Below are 15,502 nucleotides of genomic sequence, written 5' to 3' on the forward strand. Positions count from 1 at the left end.
ATGAACGCCAAGCGCCCCGGCTGCGCGGCGCCCGCTCTCGAAACGCCCGCGCCCGCCGCAAGCCAGACATACAGCTACTGCAACCTTGAAGACTCCGAATCGTCCAGCACCGCGCTGGCTGAGGAAGTCGCGTTGGCGATCGCCTACAACGGCATCAGCCAGGCCGTCATGTTGGTGACGCCGACGGACCTTGAAGACTTCATCGTCGGCTTCAGCCTCGGCAGCGGCATCATCGAGGACGCTACAGACATCTATGACCTGCAACTCAGCGGCACGGGTTCGGCGCAATACGCGCAGGTGACCATCGCCAACCGCGCCTTCTGGAACCTCAAGCAGCAGCGTCGGCAACTGGCCGGCACCAGCGGTTGCGGGCTCTGTGGCGTTGAAGCGGTGGAGCAAGCGCTGCCCGATCTCAAGGTGCTGCCCGGCGCCCCGCTGCCCCCGGCCGAATGGCTGGACGGCCTGCGCCATCGCATCGGTGAATTCCAGCCTTTGGGCCAGCATTGCGGTGCGGTGCATGCGGCGGTGTTCATGAACGGTAAAGGCGAATTACTGCTGGGCCGTGAAGACATCGGCCGACACAACGCCCTCGACAAGCTGATCGGCGGGTTGATCCGCCAGAAAATCCCGACCAGTGATGGGCTGGTAATTGTCACCAGCCGTTGCAGCCTCGAATTGATCCAGAAAGTTTTACGCGCCGGCATCCAGACCCTGGTCAGCCTGTCGTCGCCCACGGGCCTGGCTGTGCAATGGGCCCGTCGACACAAACTCAATCTCATCCACCTGCCGCAGAAAAGTGCGCCGCGGGTCTATAGCCCCGCGACGGAGAAACAAGCGTGAGCCAACACCAACAAGCCGACCAGAAGCCCGTTCCACGTTACAAGCCCTATAAGGGTGCCGCCGGTGGCTGGGGCGCGCTGGCCAGCGTTGCCCGGGCCTGGTTGACCAGCGACAACGCGTTGAAAAATCTGCGCATGATGCTCAAGACCAACAAGAACGGCGGGTTCGACTGCCCCGGTTGCGCCTGGGGCGATTCTCAGGAAGGCGGCATGGTGATGTTCTGCGAGAACGGCGCCAAAGCAGTGAACTGGGAAGCGACTAAACGGCGTGTCGATAGTGCGTTTTTCGCCAAGCACAGCGTTAGCTCGCTGCTGGAGCAAAGTGATTATTGGCTCGAGTACCAGGGCCGTCTGACCGAGCCGCTGAGCTACGACGCCGAAACGGATCGTTACAAACCGATCAGCTGGGAAGCCGCCTTCGCCCTGATCGGCAAACACCTGCAAGGGCTGTCGAGTCCGAATCAGGCCGAGTTCTACACCTCGGGCCGCGCCAGCAACGAAGCGGCGTTCCTCTATCAATTGTTCGTGCGCGCCTTTGGCACCAATAATTTCCCCGACTGCTCGAACATGTGCCACGAAGCCAGCGGTGTGGCATTGGCCCAAAGCGTCGGAGTCGGCAAAGGCACTGTGACCTTCGACGATTTCGAACATGCAGATGCAATTTTTGTCTGGGGCCAAAACCCTGGCACCAACCACCCGCGGATGCTCGAGCCACTGCGTGAAGCGGTGAAACGCGGTGCGCAAGTGGTGTGCATCAACCCGCTGAAAGAGCGCGGCCTGGAACGCTTCCAGCACCCGCAACACCCGATCGAAATGCTCACCAACGGCGACAAGCCGACCAATACCGCGTACTTCCGTCCGGCATTGGGTGGCGACATGGCGATCATGCGCGGCATGGCCAAGTTCCTGCTGCAATGGGAGCGCGATGCACAGAAGGCTGGTGAGCCTGCGGTGTTCGATCACGACTTCCTCAATGAACACAGCGTCAACGTTCTGGAATACCTCGGCATCGTCGATGACACCCCGTGGGAGCAAATCGTCGAGCAATCCGGCCTGCCCCTGGTGGAAATCGAGCAAGCGGCGCGCATGTACGCCAAAGGCAAGAACGTGATCATGTGCTGGGCAATGGGCATCACCCAGCATCGCCATTCGGTGGCGACCATTCAGGAAATCGCCAACCTGATGCTGCTGCGCGGCAACATCGGCCGGCCGGGGGCCGGTCTGTGCCCGGTGCGCGGCCACAGTAACGTGCAGGGCGACCGGACGATGGGCATCAACGAACGTCCGCCGGCGGCGTTCCTCGACTCCCTGGAGCGGCGCTTCCAGTTCAAGGTGCCGCGCGAAAATGGCCACAACGTGGTCGAGGCGATTCACGCCATGGCCGAAGGCCGTTCGAAAGTCTTCATCGGCCTGGGCGGCAACTTCGCCCAAGCCACCCCGGACAGCCCTCGGACCTTCCAGGCCCTGAGCAACTGTGATCTGACCGTGCAAATCAGCACCAAGCTCAACCGCAGCCATTTGGCCCACGGTAAAGACGCGCTGATCCTGCCGTGCCTGGGCCGTACCGATATCGATATCCAGACCGAAGGCGCCCAAGCGGTGACCGTGGAAGACTCCTTCAGCATGGTCCACGCCTCCAACGGTCAGTTGCAGCCGTTGTCGAACCTGATGCGCTCGGAGCCTGCAATCATCGCCGGTATCGCCGCCGCGACCCTGGGCAGCAAACCGGTGGACTGGAACTGGCTGGTGGCCGATTACAGCCGTATCCGCGACCTGATCGCCGACACCATCCCGGGCTTTCGGGACTTCAACGAGAGAGTCCAGAACCCTGGCGGTTTCTACCTGGGCAGCAGTGCCGGCGCACGCCGATGGAATACCCCATCGGGTCGGGCCAATTTCCGTCCGAACATCCTGCCCAAAGACCTGGTGCACGAACGCACCCGCGCCACCGGCGTACTGCCAGACTTGATCATGCAGTCGATGCGCTCCCATGATCAGTACAACACCACCATTTATGGTCTTGATGATCGTTATCGCGGGGTGAAAGGTCAGCGGGATGTGTTGTTCGTCAATGAAGCCGACATCATTCGCCTGGGGTTAAAACCAGGGCAGAAGGCTGACATCGTATCGATCTGGGATGATGGCCGTGAGCGGCGGGTGAAGGGCTTTACCCTGCTGGCGTTTGATATTCCTGCCGGGCAAGCGGCCGCTTACTATCCGGAAGTGAACCCGCTGGTGCCGCTGGAAAGCACCGGGGATGGCAGCCATACGCCGACATCGAAGTTTGTGGCGATCCGGCTGGAAGCGGCGAGTGAGACCGGGTTGATCATGGCCAAGTCAGCTTGACGCAGCGATGGCGGTAGCCCACTCAACAAATTCTTCCGATTCGTACTTTCCAATCGCCCACAAAAAAGGCCGTTTTCCTATGAAAACGGCCTTTGATAAGTAGCTAAAGACCGGTGAAAAATACTTAAGTTCCGCCCAAAAAACAGTAACTTATAGAAATGTGCTCAAGTCGTGTTACTCGTCGGATTTCTATTGTCACAACCATGACACAGCCTCAGGATCGCGCCGTCATCCCCTTGAGGTTCCTCTATGAAGTTCTCCTCGATTCTCTTGTTGTCCCTTGGCCTGGTCAGTGGCTTCGCGTCTGCTGGCGGCACCACCGAAGCAGGTGTGGGCGGCGCATTGGGCGGGGTTCTGGGCTCGGTCGTCGGTCAATCGCTAGGCGGCAGTACAGGTTCAACCATTGGCGCGGCCCTGGGCGGCGCGGGTGGTAGCGCAGTTGGCGCAGACAGACGCAGCCGTGGCGAAGCCGCCATTGGCGGTGCGTTGGGCGCCGCTGGCGGTAACGTGGTCGGCCGCAGCATGGGCGGCACCACCGGTAGCCTGATCGGCTCCGCAGCAGGCGGCGGCCTCGGTGGCGCGCTGGGTAATCACATGGGCAACAGTAGCAATGACGACGATGATCGTCGTTCCTATCGTCGTGGTTATGATGACGATGATCGTCGCTACTACCGTGACGACCATCCGGGTCGTGGCCATGCCTACGGCCATCGCAAGCATCACCATCGCTATCGCGACTGAGGCTTGAATCGCCTCGCTTGCCGGTAGATCAAAAAATCGCAACCTTCGGGTTGCGATTTTTTTTGCCCTTCAAACCAACAACGCTTCCAATGCCCCGCGCAACCTCGCAGGAATCGCCACCGGCTGATTCGACACCCGATCTACAAACACATGCACGAAACGCCCCGCCGCGCAGGCTTCGTCTTCGCCAGCTTTGAACACCGCCAGCTCGTATTGCACCGAGCTGTTGCCCAACTTGCCGACCCGCAGACCAATCTCGATCCGGTCCGGGAAGGCGATAGACGCGAAATAATCACAGGCCGAACTCACCACAAAACCCACCACCTCACCGTCATGGATATCCAGACCGCCGACTTCGATCAGGTAGGTGTTCACCGCCGTATCGAAAAAACTGTAGTAGGTGACATTGTTGACGTGACCGTAGGCGTCATTGTCGTGCCAGCGGGTGGTAATGGGCTGGAAATGGGGGTAGTCGGTGCGGTGGGGCATCGAGTTGGACATCAGCGTCGGTTCCTGGAGTTGGATGGCCAGTTTAAGGTGAAACTGCGAAGGTGCCGTCACAGGCACTACCTGAATCACATGTCGGCAAACCCTCTGCCCTGCGCCGCCAACTCCCCAATCAACCGCGCCGGGGCCCAGTGATCCCCCTGCTTGGTCTCAAGCTGCAATAACCGCAGATGAATATCCGCCAACCCTTGCTGATCCGCCCAGGCCATCGGCCCGCCCTTGTCCGCCGGGAAACCATAACCGTTGAGGTACACCAGATCGATGTCGTGCGCCGACGCCGCAATGCCTTCCTGAAGGATCTTCGCCCCTTCGTTGACCAGCGCCAGCAAACAGCGCTCCAGAACCTCTTCAGGGCCAATTTCGCGACGCTGGAACCCCAACCCTTCGCTGATTTCCAGCACCAGTGCATCGACTTCCACATCGTGCTCAGCCTGACGACTGCCCGGTTCGTAGTGGTAATACCCGTCGCCACTCTTCTGACCGAAACGCCCGCACTCGCACAAACGATTGTCCACCTGAACCTCCGGCGCATCCTGGCCTCTGCCAGCCAGTTCCCGCGCGCGCCATTCCAGGTCGATACCAACCACGTCGTACATGCGGAACGGCCCCATGGCGAAACCAAAACCTTGCAGCGCCGCATCCACCTGATAAGGCAACGCCCCCTCCAGCAGCATCTTGCGCGCTTCGAGCACGTACGGATGCAGCATGCGGTTGCCAATGAAACCGTGGCAGTTGCCCGCGACCACGCTGACCTTGCCCATGCGCTGACCCAGTGCCAGGGCTGCATCAAGCACCGTCGGTGCCGTCTTGGCACCGCGTACGATCTCCAGCAATTTCATGATGTGCGCCGGGCTGAAGAAGTGCAGGCCCAGAACCAGCTGCGGGCGGCGAGTGGCGGCGGCGATGGCGATGGCGTCGATATCCAGCGCCGAAGTATTGCTGGCCAGAATCGCTTCAGGTTTGAGCAGGCCGTCGAGTTCGCGGAAGATTTTCTGCTTCAGCTCGAGGTTTTCGTAGACCGCTTCGATAACCAGATCAACATCACGGATCGCTGCGTAATCGGCAGCCGCCGTCACCCGAGCAACGCACGCATCCGCCTCGGCCTGATCGATCCGCCCCTGACGCATGTTATGGGCGTAAGTATCAGCCACGCTGGTCAGCGCCTGCTCAAGCATCTGTGGATTGTTATCGACCCACTGCACCGGCACCCCGGCACTGGCCAGGCACATGACAATGCCACGGCCCATGGTGCCCGCACCAATCACAGCGGCACGCTGAATATCGAACGATGTCTGGCTCATGGTTATTCTCTTGTTGGCGATCCAAAGACAGTCCTCACCATAGTCAGCCGATGCATGTTTTTGAAGTTTATTCCTGTGATGGGCGACATTCAGCGGATGGATTGCCTCGAAACACCGACGCCCTCTGTAGGCTTAGAGGTTCGCCTCAGCCCACGTCCGGACGTCGGCATACGGATAATCCTCCAGCGCCGCAAACCCCGGAATCGACCGCGCCTTGAGCTTGGTAAACAGCGGCACGCTGATCCCGCACAAAAACCGCGTCACACGCTCCGCCGATGGAACACTCCCCGTATGCTGCTGGTGCCTGTGGATAAAATCACCGCACAGCGCCTCGAAATTTTTATCCACAAGCGCCGGCAATTCCGGTGGTTCGGGTAGCCGCGCTACGTGGCCGTGACACACCGAGCAATGCCCGCACTGCTGTGGCGCGTTTTCGTCGCCGAAGTACTCGGCCAGGCGATAGCCCAGGCAGTGCTCGGTGGCGAACAGATCCAGCATGGCGTGAATCCGCGAGATCTCGGTACGTTCGTGCTGGGTGAAGTAGGCATGCAATTCGGCACTCAAGGCCTGAGAGTCAAAGTCGGCTTGCAGCAGGCTATAGACCTCGGTCATCTGCTTGCTTTCAAGCTCCACCCAGCCCTTTTCCTGGAAGTAATCCAGCGCCTTGACCACCCGACTGCGCTCGGCGCAATGCTGCTGATACAGTGCGTCGAAATTCACCGTGGCCCAGGTCCGGGCGCGGCTGGAGGTCTGGATGATCGCCGAGACGAAGTCCCTGCGCTCACCCTCGAAACGGGCCAGCAACGCTTCCGGCTCCTGCAAATACTTGAAGCGGTATTCGGCGTAATAGGCATAGCGCGGCGCGATCAGCCCACGCAACTCTAGCTGTACCAGCAGGGTCTTGAGCGGTAACTGGCGGATGTTGCTCTGATCGGCCAACGGCCCCAGCAGAAACTCCCACTGCCCTTCGGGCGCGGCGGCTTGCAACTCGTCGAGCACACAACGAATGCCGTCCCGCTCCGGCGTGTCGCCGTAGACGAAGTTCTCCAGCACGTTGAGGCTGTCGCGGTTGGCCAGCACCAGGCAATCGGACGGCTGCCCGTCACGCCCGGCTCGGCCGATTTCCTGGCTGTAGTTTTCGATGGATTTTGGCAGGTCGAAATGCACCACGTTGCGGATATCGCTTTTATCGATGCCCATGCCGAAGGCAATCGTGGCGACGATGCAATTGGACTGCCCGCCCATGAACCGGCGCTGAATCGCTTCCCGTTGCTCGTGGGGCAAACCGGCGTGATAGGCCTCGGCCTGTATGCCGTTGCGCCCCAAGTGTTCGGCGATGTGCTCAGCGGTTTTCTGCAGGGTGACGTAGACGATGCTTGGCTGGCCGGGACGCTGGCTCATCCACTCGACCAGGCGGCGGCGCTTGTCCTGGCCACGCACCGGTTCCACCAACAGATTGAGATTGGGCCGGTAGAAACCGGTGGTCACCACATCCTCAGGCGCAATGGCGAACCTGGCCTCCATGTCGGCGATCACCTTGGGTGTCGCGGTGGCGGTCAGCAACAGCGCTTGAGGGATGTTGAACTGGCGCTGATAGTCCGGCAGCTTGAGGTAGTCGGGGCGGAAGTTGTGACCCCACTCGGAGATGCAGTGGGCCTCGTCCACCACCAACAGCGAGATCGGCACCTGCTGCAGAAAATGGCGAAAGCGCTCGTTCTTCAGGCGCTCCACGGAAATCATCAGAATTTTCAATTCGCCGGACTTTGCCCGGGCCATCACATCGCTGGCGTCATCGCGACTCTGAGCCGAATCGATACTGCCCGCCGCGATGCCGTGGCGTTGCAAAAACGCCAACTGATCCTGCATCAACGCCAGCAACGGCGAGACCACCAGCGTCAGGTGCGGCAGCAAGATAGCCGGTAACTGATAGCACAGGGATTTGCCCGAGCCGGTAGGGAAAATCGCCGCCGCCGAGCGCCCGGCCAACACCGCGCTGATCGCCGCCTCCTGGCCGGGTCGAAACTGTGGATAACCGAAAACCTGTTCCAGGGTGTTGTGCATAAGCTGTCACTCCGTTGACCGCTGCGAAGCCCAAAGCCTAGCCGGCGAACGCAGCGAGTCGAGAAAAGGTCGGGGGCAAAAACGATACGGGATGATACAGCGTCAACCCATCGATTCCTTCGCCACAGATTGAAACAAACGAGGCACTTTGCCCCCTGACATCAGTCCCCTGTCAGCCGGTAAGGTTCACCCCGAGAAAAACCATTATCCGCGAAGTTTTCATCAAGGCAGGACGCCTGCACGCGGATCCTTATGAAGGAACAATCATGCCCAACACTCTGTTTTTTCCAATCGCCCTTGTCTTGGCATCCCTGCTGCTGAGCGGGTGCATGAAGCTCCCTGACGAACCTCCCCTCCTCGCTGCCCCCACAATGCTGGGCGGCGCCTCACAGACTTAGTCATCGATCGACTGACGTCGGGTGGAGGGCACCAATACCGCCACCCGCAATTGCTCATCCAGCGCCTGTTCATGAAATACCCGGCTCTTGCTCGCCCACACCGCATAAGCCGGGCTGACTTCCCCCGTAAACGCCGCCGCCAGCTGACGCAAATCGGCGACGCTACGTACACGAGGACAGAAGAGTTGGTCGTCGCAGTTCTGACTGGCACTGCGATAGGTGATCAGCAACCGATCCCACAACCCGTCACGCACCTGCCTGACCGACTTGAGCGTCACAACCTGCACGCCCAGTCGCTGTTTCAGACCCTGTTCATCCAGCGCTTCGCTGGCCAGCAGCGCCTTGCCCACCATCAACACCTCGGCGCGAGATGCGGTGTCGATATCCGCCTGAGTGGTCAGTGCATCCGGCCAACCGGTGCGGTCCATGTTGGCGAAGATCAACGGATGGGCGGCATCGGCAGCGCCTGCCATCCGACAGATTCCCGCCCACAGCAAAAAAATCGAGGCCATACGTAGCCACTGCATACCTAATTCCCTTTAAGAGTCGACTCAGACACTTCGAAACGTCCTACAAATTCTGACGCGCACCCTCCAGAGGTTGGATGCGTTACGCCTGACAATCCCGTAGGAATATCGACCTCCAGGAGAAAAGCTTAAAAAATGGTCGAGAGCTGCGTAGGCAAAGGGCGATAACACCGATAAACCCCCTACAAAACCTGTCCACTTGCACCACCTTGCGACGCCTCGCTGCGGCCCTCTATAGTTTTCGACGCGGCTGAAAACACTGTGTCGGCCCGCCGGAGCGACTTCGTACAGGACACGCCTCAACCATGAACACGTTCAACCCGTTGACCAACCGCTATCGTCCACTCAAGACCAGCTACAGCGACACCCCGGTGCTGGTCATCGATACCAATGCCAGCCATGGCGACCTGCTCGATGCCGCCCACCAGCGCCTGCGCGCGGCCAGCGATCTGCTCGAAACACTTTACTGCTTATGTTTCAAACAGGCCGATGTGAAAGACATCCCCAATATCGTCAATGCGCTTTATTTATTGACACAAGACGGTTGCGAACTACTTGAAGTTGCAAAACAACAACAAATACATCCAACCTGAAACAACCAAACTACAAACCCCGCAACAACCCATTGCTTTATTATTATAACGACCCGCACTAGCCTGCCTGCTCTTACATTAACTAAGGGCAACACCATGACCGTATTAACCATTTTCTTTTGCGGCACCGGCTCGACAAAATTCGACAGTCAGAACCCAACTTACTGGAACGGTGAGTTGGTCTCGACACTGGCATCCCATCACGGTGGTCGCGAATTTGCCGAATGGGTCGTGATCGATGGTCCCGGCACCAGCAACCTGCAAGCTGACGAGCTGTTCACCCAATCCAAGGACTACGGACTGAGCGGTACGCTGTTCGGCAAAGGCTGGGAAGAGAACGTCCGGCACGCCATCAACATCATCAAAGGCAAGTGCGACTGGGAGCGCGAGAAGCTGACCGAGACTGAATACAACCGACTCAAGGCTGCCGGCATTCCCATTGAAGACGTAATCGTCGAAGGTTCCTGGATGTGGCGCAAGTACAACTACGGCGACCGCAGCGTGACCCAACAAAAGTTGCAGGAACAAATCATCAAGACGTTTCGTAAAGATGGCGTTATCCCCACAAAAGTTAACTTGGTAGGCTGGAGTCGCGGCGGTATCAGTTGCCATATGCTGGCCAATGCCATGTTCAAGGACAGCGCACTGAAGAACATCCCGGTGAATATTTTTGCGATTGATCCAGTACCGGGCATCGGCAACTTTCAGGAAGACAAAGTAAAACTCAATACCAACGTAAAAGAATATGTCGGTTTCTACGCCCGAGACGAGCGCTCCAAAGGCTTCAGCTGCGTCGTCCCACAAACGGCCACCGGCACCCGAACCCACATTTACCCCATGCCCGGCCGCCATGGCACGCTGGTCGGTAACGCCGCAGCAGATGGTGTCAGCGGCCCTAAAGCATTGGCCGAACCAGGCCGCATCGTCCGCCACTTCGCCGAAGTCTGCCTCCAGCGTTGGGGTGTGCTGCTAAACAAGCCGCTGAACCTGACCCAGGCCGATCTGGATAACCTGCGCAAGGCCATGGTCGACAACGAAGCGAAGTACCAGCTGATGCACAAGTATTCCTACACCTACTTCACCGAACTGGATCAAGGCGAACGCTACGTTTCGCTGGGCAGCAAAGGGGTCAACTTCTCGGCGGTCAAAGGCCCGATCTACACCCCGGCGACCGGGCTGACTACCAGCGCGCTGGATGGTGCGGCGTATCGGCTTATTTGTTGAAAACGATGGCGTATCGGTAGGAACGGCCTATGAAATCTTCATACCGTTCCTACAACAGAAGGCACCTTGTCGCCTATCGCCACCCTGTAGCTCAAATCTATAGTTGTGACTGTCGCTGCCAAATCAGCGGCTCGGGCTTGGTCACCCGATGGAATACATAAACGCGTCCGTTGTATGCTGCCGGCACTCAAGTGTCTGCACGCTTATGGTGGCTGTGTTTGGGACGCCTTAGGCGTGCCGGTCTTATGTATTCCTCCGGTTGACCAACCCGAACACAGTCCGCCTCCATCGCTTGGTCACGATGGCGGTGCTTTCATCTGATGCATTAGGAATACATAAAATGAATACATGGAATCCGCTCACAAACGATCGTTACCTTCCGCTCCAATCCAACCTCACCGACACCCCGCCCCTGATCATCGACACAGAGGCCAACCCCCAAGACATCCTCGAAGCCGCCCTCCAGCGCATCCGAGCCTCCAGCGATCTCCTCAAAACCCTGCACTGCGTTTGCTTCAAACACGGTGACGTCGAAGATATTCCCCACATCACCCATGCACTCTTCCTCCTGACCCAGGACGGCTGCGACCTGCTGAAAGTCGCCCAGCAACGCATGATGAACTGGACAGCGCCTGCCTGACGCCGAATGAAGATCGTTCCCACGTTCTGCGTGAGAACGATCAACTGAACAGATGAATGAAAGCCGTTATCGAACACTGGAGATAACCATGGGCAAGTTTTTTGATGAGCTGATGGAAAGCGTCCAAGAGAACGCCAGCCTCTCGCGAGTTCACTGTTGACGCCCTACACGTCAAAGAAATCCGCAAGGCTACCGGTCTGACTCAGGCCAAGTTCGCAGCATTGATCGACGTTCAACTCGGCACGTTGCGCAACTGGGAGCAGGGCCGCCGCGAACCGACAGGACCGGCCAAAGCCCTGCTGAAAGCCATTCATAATGACCCTGTCCACGTGTTGAATGCGTTAGCCGGTTGAGCAGCGCAAGGTAGACCACATCCCATCGCTTGGTCCCAGAACGCGGGAACGATCAAAGATCTTGACTCTCCACGAAACCGTTTCTCCAACTATCCACATTCCATAAAACGTGGACAGCTCCAAATGCATCAACGCTGAAAGTCAAGATCAGCAGCGGAGCTGGAGCACGCTCCTCACTCCCTCTTCCCGCTCAGCCAGAAGACGTTAGATAAAGATCCAGCCCTTGAGGGAAAGCCAACGATGCCAAGCGCTCAATCTCAAGCGCCTGTGTCGTCGTGAGTCGAAAATCCACGCCAATGCACTCATTGCTGCTCGTCCATTGCATTATCGGAATCAAGTCCTCCACCGACAAGCTAATGCTCTGTTCGAATACCAATTCATCCTTGCCTGGATGAAAACCAATCACCGAAAAATTCATGGTTCTACCTCTCGCGTCTTATCCGCACTTTTTGTCTGTTCGCCCGTGACATGATCAAACTCACCTAGATGTTTCCCGCGCTTGTTGTATTTCTCCAGAGCGCCATGCTGCCGGTCCCACTCATAAATATTCCCCGCCCGATCAGTCCAACGTGGACGTAGGCCACCTCCTCCTTGTACGGAAGTTTTTGATCGCCCGCGAACAAGATCAGGAAAAGCAGGAAGGACACCTTGAGGGGTTGGATGGTATTTGTGATCGGAAATACTCAGCACGATATAAAGCGGCTGAACACCCGAATCAGCCGGAAACAGCAGAATGAAATCCTGATACTCCGGCGGATAAACCGGGCTGACCATGATGCTATCAGCCGCATCAGTAGGCGGAAAAATCCACACCTGAGGCGCTTGCGGTGCCGCTTCCAGCGCCGGGATACCCAGCGTATTTGCCGGGTTCTCTGCGGGAGTCCAAATCAACTCAACTCCGCCGCCAAAGTCAGCCACCTGCTGAGATCCGCGCGTTTCAAACGTCACGACAGGGACCATTTCCCAATCACGCCGGCTCTGGGTGTTGTAGCCGTACCCCTTGAGCGTTCCGTCAGCTTGCTCCTCTACCCGCAAACGAACCCGTGTTCGAGCTTGTTTGAGTGACCTCAGTTGATCGTCGGTATACAACGCACCGTCGCCCAGACTCGATGGAGCAAGCAAAGCAACCAATCCCACTAATGCCCCCGCAGCAACGCCGGCAGTGACGACTCCAGCTCCAGTACTTGCGACGGAAACCGTTGCCGGAATCGCTGCCCCACCCAATGCCAAAGAGCCGATGCCTGCTGGCAAAACACCACTGATCTTCTTGAGCTGCAAACGGCCGGAGCCATCGGCCTGACGACCTCCCAGCAAGGTGAACTCACCATACTCACCGACGCTGTCCGTCGGCACAAACCCGGATGGGCTGGTGTAGTCGATGATTGAATCCGGCAACTTGCAAGACTTGGCAAAGACACAACCGGTGAGCGACTGGCGCTTTTTCTGAAACGCCACTTCCCGACTATTTTCGAATGCATCCTGCCTGGCGAGCATGGCTTCGTAGGCTTTTTGCCTGGCCTCCCTCTCCGCCAATTCAGTAGCGGTCATGTCCCGTAGGCGGCGATAACCACCACCATCGGTGTCGTAGTGCTGCCACACTTGCGGTGTGTCCTTGCCCATCCATTCCCCTCTCGGTCACTACTAAAACCACGGCTCAATGCCGAGGCCGGTGAAGTTACCGAGTGTTGGAAAGTGCGGTTGTAGGGCTAATCTGACTCTGTCGTGCGATCCTTCTTCATCGTCTATTTTGGATGATTCCAGTCCAAACTTGCCGCAAAATCCGGCCCAAGCCGATTCATCGGCATGCCCCTAACGGAAGATGCACCATGAACCTCGCCCCCAACTTCCCCGACGATCACGCCATGCACCTGCTCATGCAGCTGCTGCACGAAGAACTCGGCCTGCCCGAACGCAAAACCATCAGCCTCAACACCTCAATCAACCTCGATCTGGGTTGCGACGGCGCCGATGCGCGGCAGCTGATGGAAGCGCTGGAAGAACAATTCGCCATCGAATTTATCGACTACGACGCCTATCGCTATTTTCAGCCTGAAGGATTTGATGTGTTTCTCAAGCGCCGGGCCAAGGGACGTGGCGACAAAGTCCCGCTGACCATTGGCATGCTCTACAAAGCAGTCAAGAAGCAACGGTGGGACACGCGGGAAGTGGAAGAGGTCTAGGGGACCTGAACAACAGAAGTGGAATTATTCTGGCTGTTTAGCGTGTTTACTGCGGGAATAATGCCAGTTCTGTCTCGTAGAGAACTGAATCGCGCCCACAAAAAAGCCGCCCTCAAAGGGCGGCTTTCTCTTACCTCAAACCACCACCGATTCTTACAACTTCGGCCCAGCAGCCTTGATCGCGTCGCTCACGTCGAACTTCTTGAAGTTCTCAACAAACAACCCAGCCAGTGCTTTCGCGGCTTCATCATAAGCAGCCTTGTCAGCCCAGGTGTTACGTGGGTTCAACAGGCCAGTCTCAACGCCCGGTACGGCTTTTGGCACGTTGAGGTTGATGATGTCGAGGTGTTCGGTTTCAGCACCGATCAACGCGCCGCTCTGGATCGCTGCGATCACGCCGCGGGTGGTCGGGATGTTGAAGCGTTTGCCGACGCCGTAGCCGCCGCCGGTCCAGCCGGTGTTGACCAGGTAGACCTTGGAGCCGAAGCCGCGGATGCGTTTGATCAGCAGTTCTGCGTATTCGCCAGCCGGACGCGGGAAGAACGGTGCGCCGAAGCAGGTGGAGAAGGTCGACTTGATGCCGCTGCCGGAACCCATTTCGGTCGAGCCCACCAGTGCGGTGTAGCCGGACAGGAAGTGGTAGGCCGCTTGTTCTTCATTGAGGATCGACACTGGCGGCAGCACGCCGGTCAGGTCGCAGGTCAGGAAGATCACTGCGTTTGGCTCGCCGCCCAGGTTCTTCTCGGAACGCTTGGCTACGTGCTCCAGCGGGTAGGCGGCGCGGCTGTTCTGGGTCAGGCTGACATCGGTGTAGTCGGCGTGCTTGGCGTCGTCGATAACAACGTTTTCCAGGACTGCGCCGTGTTTGATGGCTTTCCAGATGACCGGCTCGTTCTTCTCGGACAGGTCGATGCACTTGGCATAGCAACCGCCTTCGATGTTGAACACCACGCCCTCGCCCCAGCCGTGCTCGTCGTCACCGATCAGGTAACGGCTTTCGTCGGCGGACAGGGTGGTCTTGCCGGTGCCGGACAGACCGAAGAACAGGGTCACGTCGCCCTCTTCGCCGATGTTGGCGGCGCAGTGCATTGGCAACACGTCGGCGGCCGGCAGCAGGAAGTTCTGCACCGAGAACATGGCTTTCTTCATTTCACCGGCGTAGCGCATGCCGGCGAGCAGCACTTTCTTCTGGGCGAAGTTGATGATCACGCAGCCGTCGGAGTTGGTGCCGTCACGCTCTGGCACGCACTCGAAGTTGGCGACGTTCAGAACTTGCCACTCTTCACGACCGGCCGGGTTGTACTGGGCCGGGTTGATGAACAGGCAACGACCGAACAGGTTCTGCCAGGCAGTCTGGGTGGTCATTTTCACGGCCAGGTAATGCTCTTCAGCCGAACCTACGTGCACATGGGAAACGAAATGCTCTTGCGCGTTGTTGAACGCCTCGACGCGAGCCCACAGGGCATCGAACTTGTCGGCCGGGAACTTGCGGTTGATCGGGCCCCAGGCAATGGCGTCCTGGGTGGTCGGCTCTTCAACGATGAAACGATCGACTGGCGAACGGCCGGTACGGTGACCGGTGCGAACAACCAGCGCGCCGGTATCGGCAAGCTCGCCTTCACCGCGATTGAGGGCTTGTTTAACCAGATCATCAACACTCAGATCGGTGTACACGGCGTTATTGGCTTGCGTCATGAGGTTCCCCGTCGGCCAGTGGCCGAGTGCTCCAAACGTTTTGTAGTAGAAAGTCGTGCACTACTACCGCGAAAAAAGTGGGCCGGATTATGCCAGA

14 protein-coding genes and 1 pseudogene are annotated in these 15,502 nt (G+C 58.3%); 8 read left to right on the forward strand and 7 right to left on the reverse strand.

Translation table 11 applies throughout. The features are described from left to right. From fdhD to J3D54_RS06895, 3 genes are all read left to right on the forward strand, one after another. Complete coding sequence (gene fdhD / locus J3D54_RS06885) at positions 1-840, forward strand: formate dehydrogenase accessory sulfurtransferase FdhD (protein WP_253417246.1); 840 nt, start codon at positions 1-3, stop codon at positions 838-840. Next, positions 837-3,185 carry an FdhF/YdeP family oxidoreductase gene (locus J3D54_RS06890; RefSeq protein WP_253417247.1) on the forward strand — a complete coding sequence of 783 codons (2,349 nt, stop codon included), beginning with the start codon at positions 837-839 and terminating at the stop codon, positions 3,183-3,185. Before fdhD ends, J3D54_RS06890 begins: the two co-directional genes overlap by 4 nt. A gap of 249 nt (positions 3,186-3,434) precedes the next feature. Then, positions 3,435-3,926 carry a glycine zipper domain-containing protein gene (locus J3D54_RS06895; RefSeq protein ID WP_253417248.1) on the forward strand — a complete coding sequence of 164 codons (492 nt, stop codon included), beginning with the start codon at positions 3,435-3,437 and terminating at the stop codon, positions 3,924-3,926. 69 nt (positions 3,927-3,995) lie between these two features. Here the strand turns inward: J3D54_RS06895 and J3D54_RS06900 are convergent, their stop codons facing one another. The 4 genes from J3D54_RS06900 to J3D54_RS06915 all read right to left on the reverse strand — a co-directional run bounded on the left by J3D54_RS06900 (position 3,996) and on the right by J3D54_RS06915 (position 8,720). Beyond that, positions 3,996-4,427: a thioesterase family protein gene (locus J3D54_RS06900; protein ID WP_253417249.1), complete on the reverse strand. Its 432-nt coding sequence runs from the start codon at positions 4,425-4,427 to the stop codon at positions 3,996-3,998. Between the two features lie 74 nt (positions 4,428-4,501). Beyond that, positions 4,502-5,734, reverse strand: coding sequence for a 3-hydroxyacyl-CoA dehydrogenase (locus J3D54_RS06905; protein ID WP_253417250.1), 1,233 nt, complete (start codon positions 5,732-5,734; stop codon positions 4,502-4,504). Positions 5,735-5,866: 132 nt separating this feature from the next. Beyond that, entirely contained in the window at positions 5,867-7,795 is a 1,929-nt protein-coding gene (locus J3D54_RS06910) for an ATP-dependent DNA helicase RecQ (protein WP_253417251.1), read from the reverse strand. A gap of 394 nt (positions 7,796-8,189) precedes the next feature. After that, entirely contained in the window at positions 8,190-8,720 is a 531-nt protein-coding gene (locus J3D54_RS06915; protein WP_253417252.1) for a polysaccharide deacetylase, read from the reverse strand. Between the two features lie 305 nt (positions 8,721-9,025). Here J3D54_RS06915 and J3D54_RS06920 point away from each other — a divergent pair, with 305 nt between their 5' ends. The 4 genes and pseudogenes from J3D54_RS06920 (at position 9,026) to J3D54_RS06935 (ending at position 11,530) form a co-directional block, all read left to right on the forward strand. Further along, positions 9,026-9,313, forward strand: a complete 288-nt coding sequence (locus J3D54_RS06920; RefSeq protein ID WP_253417253.1) for a hypothetical protein — start codon at positions 9,026-9,028, stop codon at positions 9,311-9,313. A gap of 96 nt (positions 9,314-9,409) precedes the next feature. Then, on the forward strand, positions 9,410-10,537 hold the full coding sequence (locus J3D54_RS06925) for a hypothetical protein (protein ID WP_253417254.1): 1,128 nt from the start codon (positions 9,410-9,412) through the stop codon (positions 10,535-10,537). Between the two features lie 340 nt (positions 10,538-10,877). Then, entirely contained in the window at positions 10,878-11,177 is a 300-nt protein-coding gene (locus J3D54_RS06930; protein WP_253417255.1) for a type I-C CRISPR-associated protein Cas8c/Csd1, read from the forward strand. 88 nt (positions 11,178-11,265) lie between these two features. After that, positions 11,266-11,530, forward strand: a pseudogene (locus J3D54_RS06935) (helix-turn-helix domain-containing protein). A gap of 190 nt (positions 11,531-11,720) precedes the next feature. On the opposite strand, the gene J3D54_RS06940 reads toward J3D54_RS06935, so the two are convergent. Together J3D54_RS06940 and J3D54_RS06945 are read right to left on the reverse strand one after the other, a co-directional pair. Then, entirely contained in the window at positions 11,721-11,948 is a 228-nt protein-coding gene (locus tag J3D54_RS06940) for a hypothetical protein (protein ID WP_253417256.1), read from the reverse strand. Next, positions 11,945-13,150, reverse strand: coding sequence for a colicin E3/pyocin S6 family cytotoxin (locus J3D54_RS06945; protein ID WP_253417257.1), 1,206 nt, complete (start codon positions 13,148-13,150; stop codon positions 11,945-11,947). The genes J3D54_RS06940 and J3D54_RS06945 overlap by 4 nt, the downstream gene beginning before the upstream one ends. A gap of 206 nt (positions 13,151-13,356) precedes the next feature. On the opposite strand from J3D54_RS06945, the gene J3D54_RS06950 reads away from it, so the two are divergent. Further along, a complete protein-coding gene (locus tag J3D54_RS06950) occupies positions 13,357-13,710 on the forward strand; it encodes a DUF1493 family protein (protein ID WP_253417258.1) in 354 nt (117 codons plus the stop codon). Between the two features lie 153 nt (positions 13,711-13,863). Here the strand turns inward: J3D54_RS06950 and J3D54_RS06955 are convergent, their stop codons facing one another. Next, positions 13,864-15,405: a phosphoenolpyruvate carboxykinase gene (locus J3D54_RS06955; RefSeq protein WP_253417259.1), complete on the reverse strand. Its 1,542-nt coding sequence runs from the start codon at positions 15,403-15,405 to the stop codon at positions 13,864-13,866. Positions 15,406-15,502 lie beyond the last annotated feature (97 nt).

The organism is Pseudomonas sp. GGS8, assembly GCF_024168645.1.
Taxonomy (GTDB): domain Bacteria; phylum Pseudomonadota; class Gammaproteobacteria; order Pseudomonadales; family Pseudomonadaceae; genus Aquipseudomonas.

Bases quoted from the DNA above. Each gene is read 5' to 3' on its own strand.
- J3D54_RS06930 (WP_253417255.1), top strand. From the start codon at position 10,878: ATGAATACATGGAATCCGCTCACAAACGATCGTTACCTTCCGCTCCAA.
- J3D54_RS06945 (WP_253417257.1), bottom strand. From the start codon at position 13,150: ATGGGCAAGGACACACCGCAAGTGTGGCAGCACTACGACACCGATGGT.
- J3D54_RS06915 (WP_253417252.1), bottom strand. From the start codon at position 8,720: ATGCAGTGGCTACGTATGGCCTCGATTTTTTTGCTGTGGGCGGGAATC.
- J3D54_RS06950 (WP_253417258.1), top strand. From the start codon at position 13,357: ATGAACCTCGCCCCCAACTTCCCCGACGATCACGCCATGCACCTGCTC.
- J3D54_RS06940 (WP_253417256.1), bottom strand. From the start codon at position 11,948: ATGAATTTTTCGGTGATTGGTTTTCATCCAGGCAAGGATGAATTGGTA.
- fdhD (WP_253417246.1), top strand. From the start codon at position 1: ATGAACGCCAAGCGCCCCGGCTGCGCGGCGCCCGCTCTCGAAACGCCC.
- J3D54_RS06895 (WP_253417248.1), top strand. From the start codon at position 3,435: ATGAAGTTCTCCTCGATTCTCTTGTTGTCCCTTGGCCTGGTCAGTGGC.
- J3D54_RS06900 (WP_253417249.1), bottom strand. From the start codon at position 4,427: ATGTCCAACTCGATGCCCCACCGCACCGACTACCCCCATTTCCAGCCC.
- J3D54_RS06905 (WP_253417250.1), bottom strand. From the start codon at position 5,734: ATGAGCCAGACATCGTTCGATATTCAGCGTGCCGCTGTGATTGGTGCG.
- J3D54_RS06925 (WP_253417254.1), top strand. From the start codon at position 9,410: ATGACCGTATTAACCATTTTCTTTTGCGGCACCGGCTCGACAAAATTC.
- J3D54_RS06955 (WP_253417259.1), bottom strand. From the start codon at position 15,405: ATGACGCAAGCCAATAACGCCGTGTACACCGATCTGAGTGTTGATGAT.
- J3D54_RS06910 (WP_253417251.1), bottom strand. From the start codon at position 7,795: ATGCACAACACCCTGGAACAGGTTTTCGGTTATCCACAGTTTCGACCC.
- J3D54_RS06920 (WP_253417253.1), top strand. From the start codon at position 9,026: ATGAACACGTTCAACCCGTTGACCAACCGCTATCGTCCACTCAAGACC.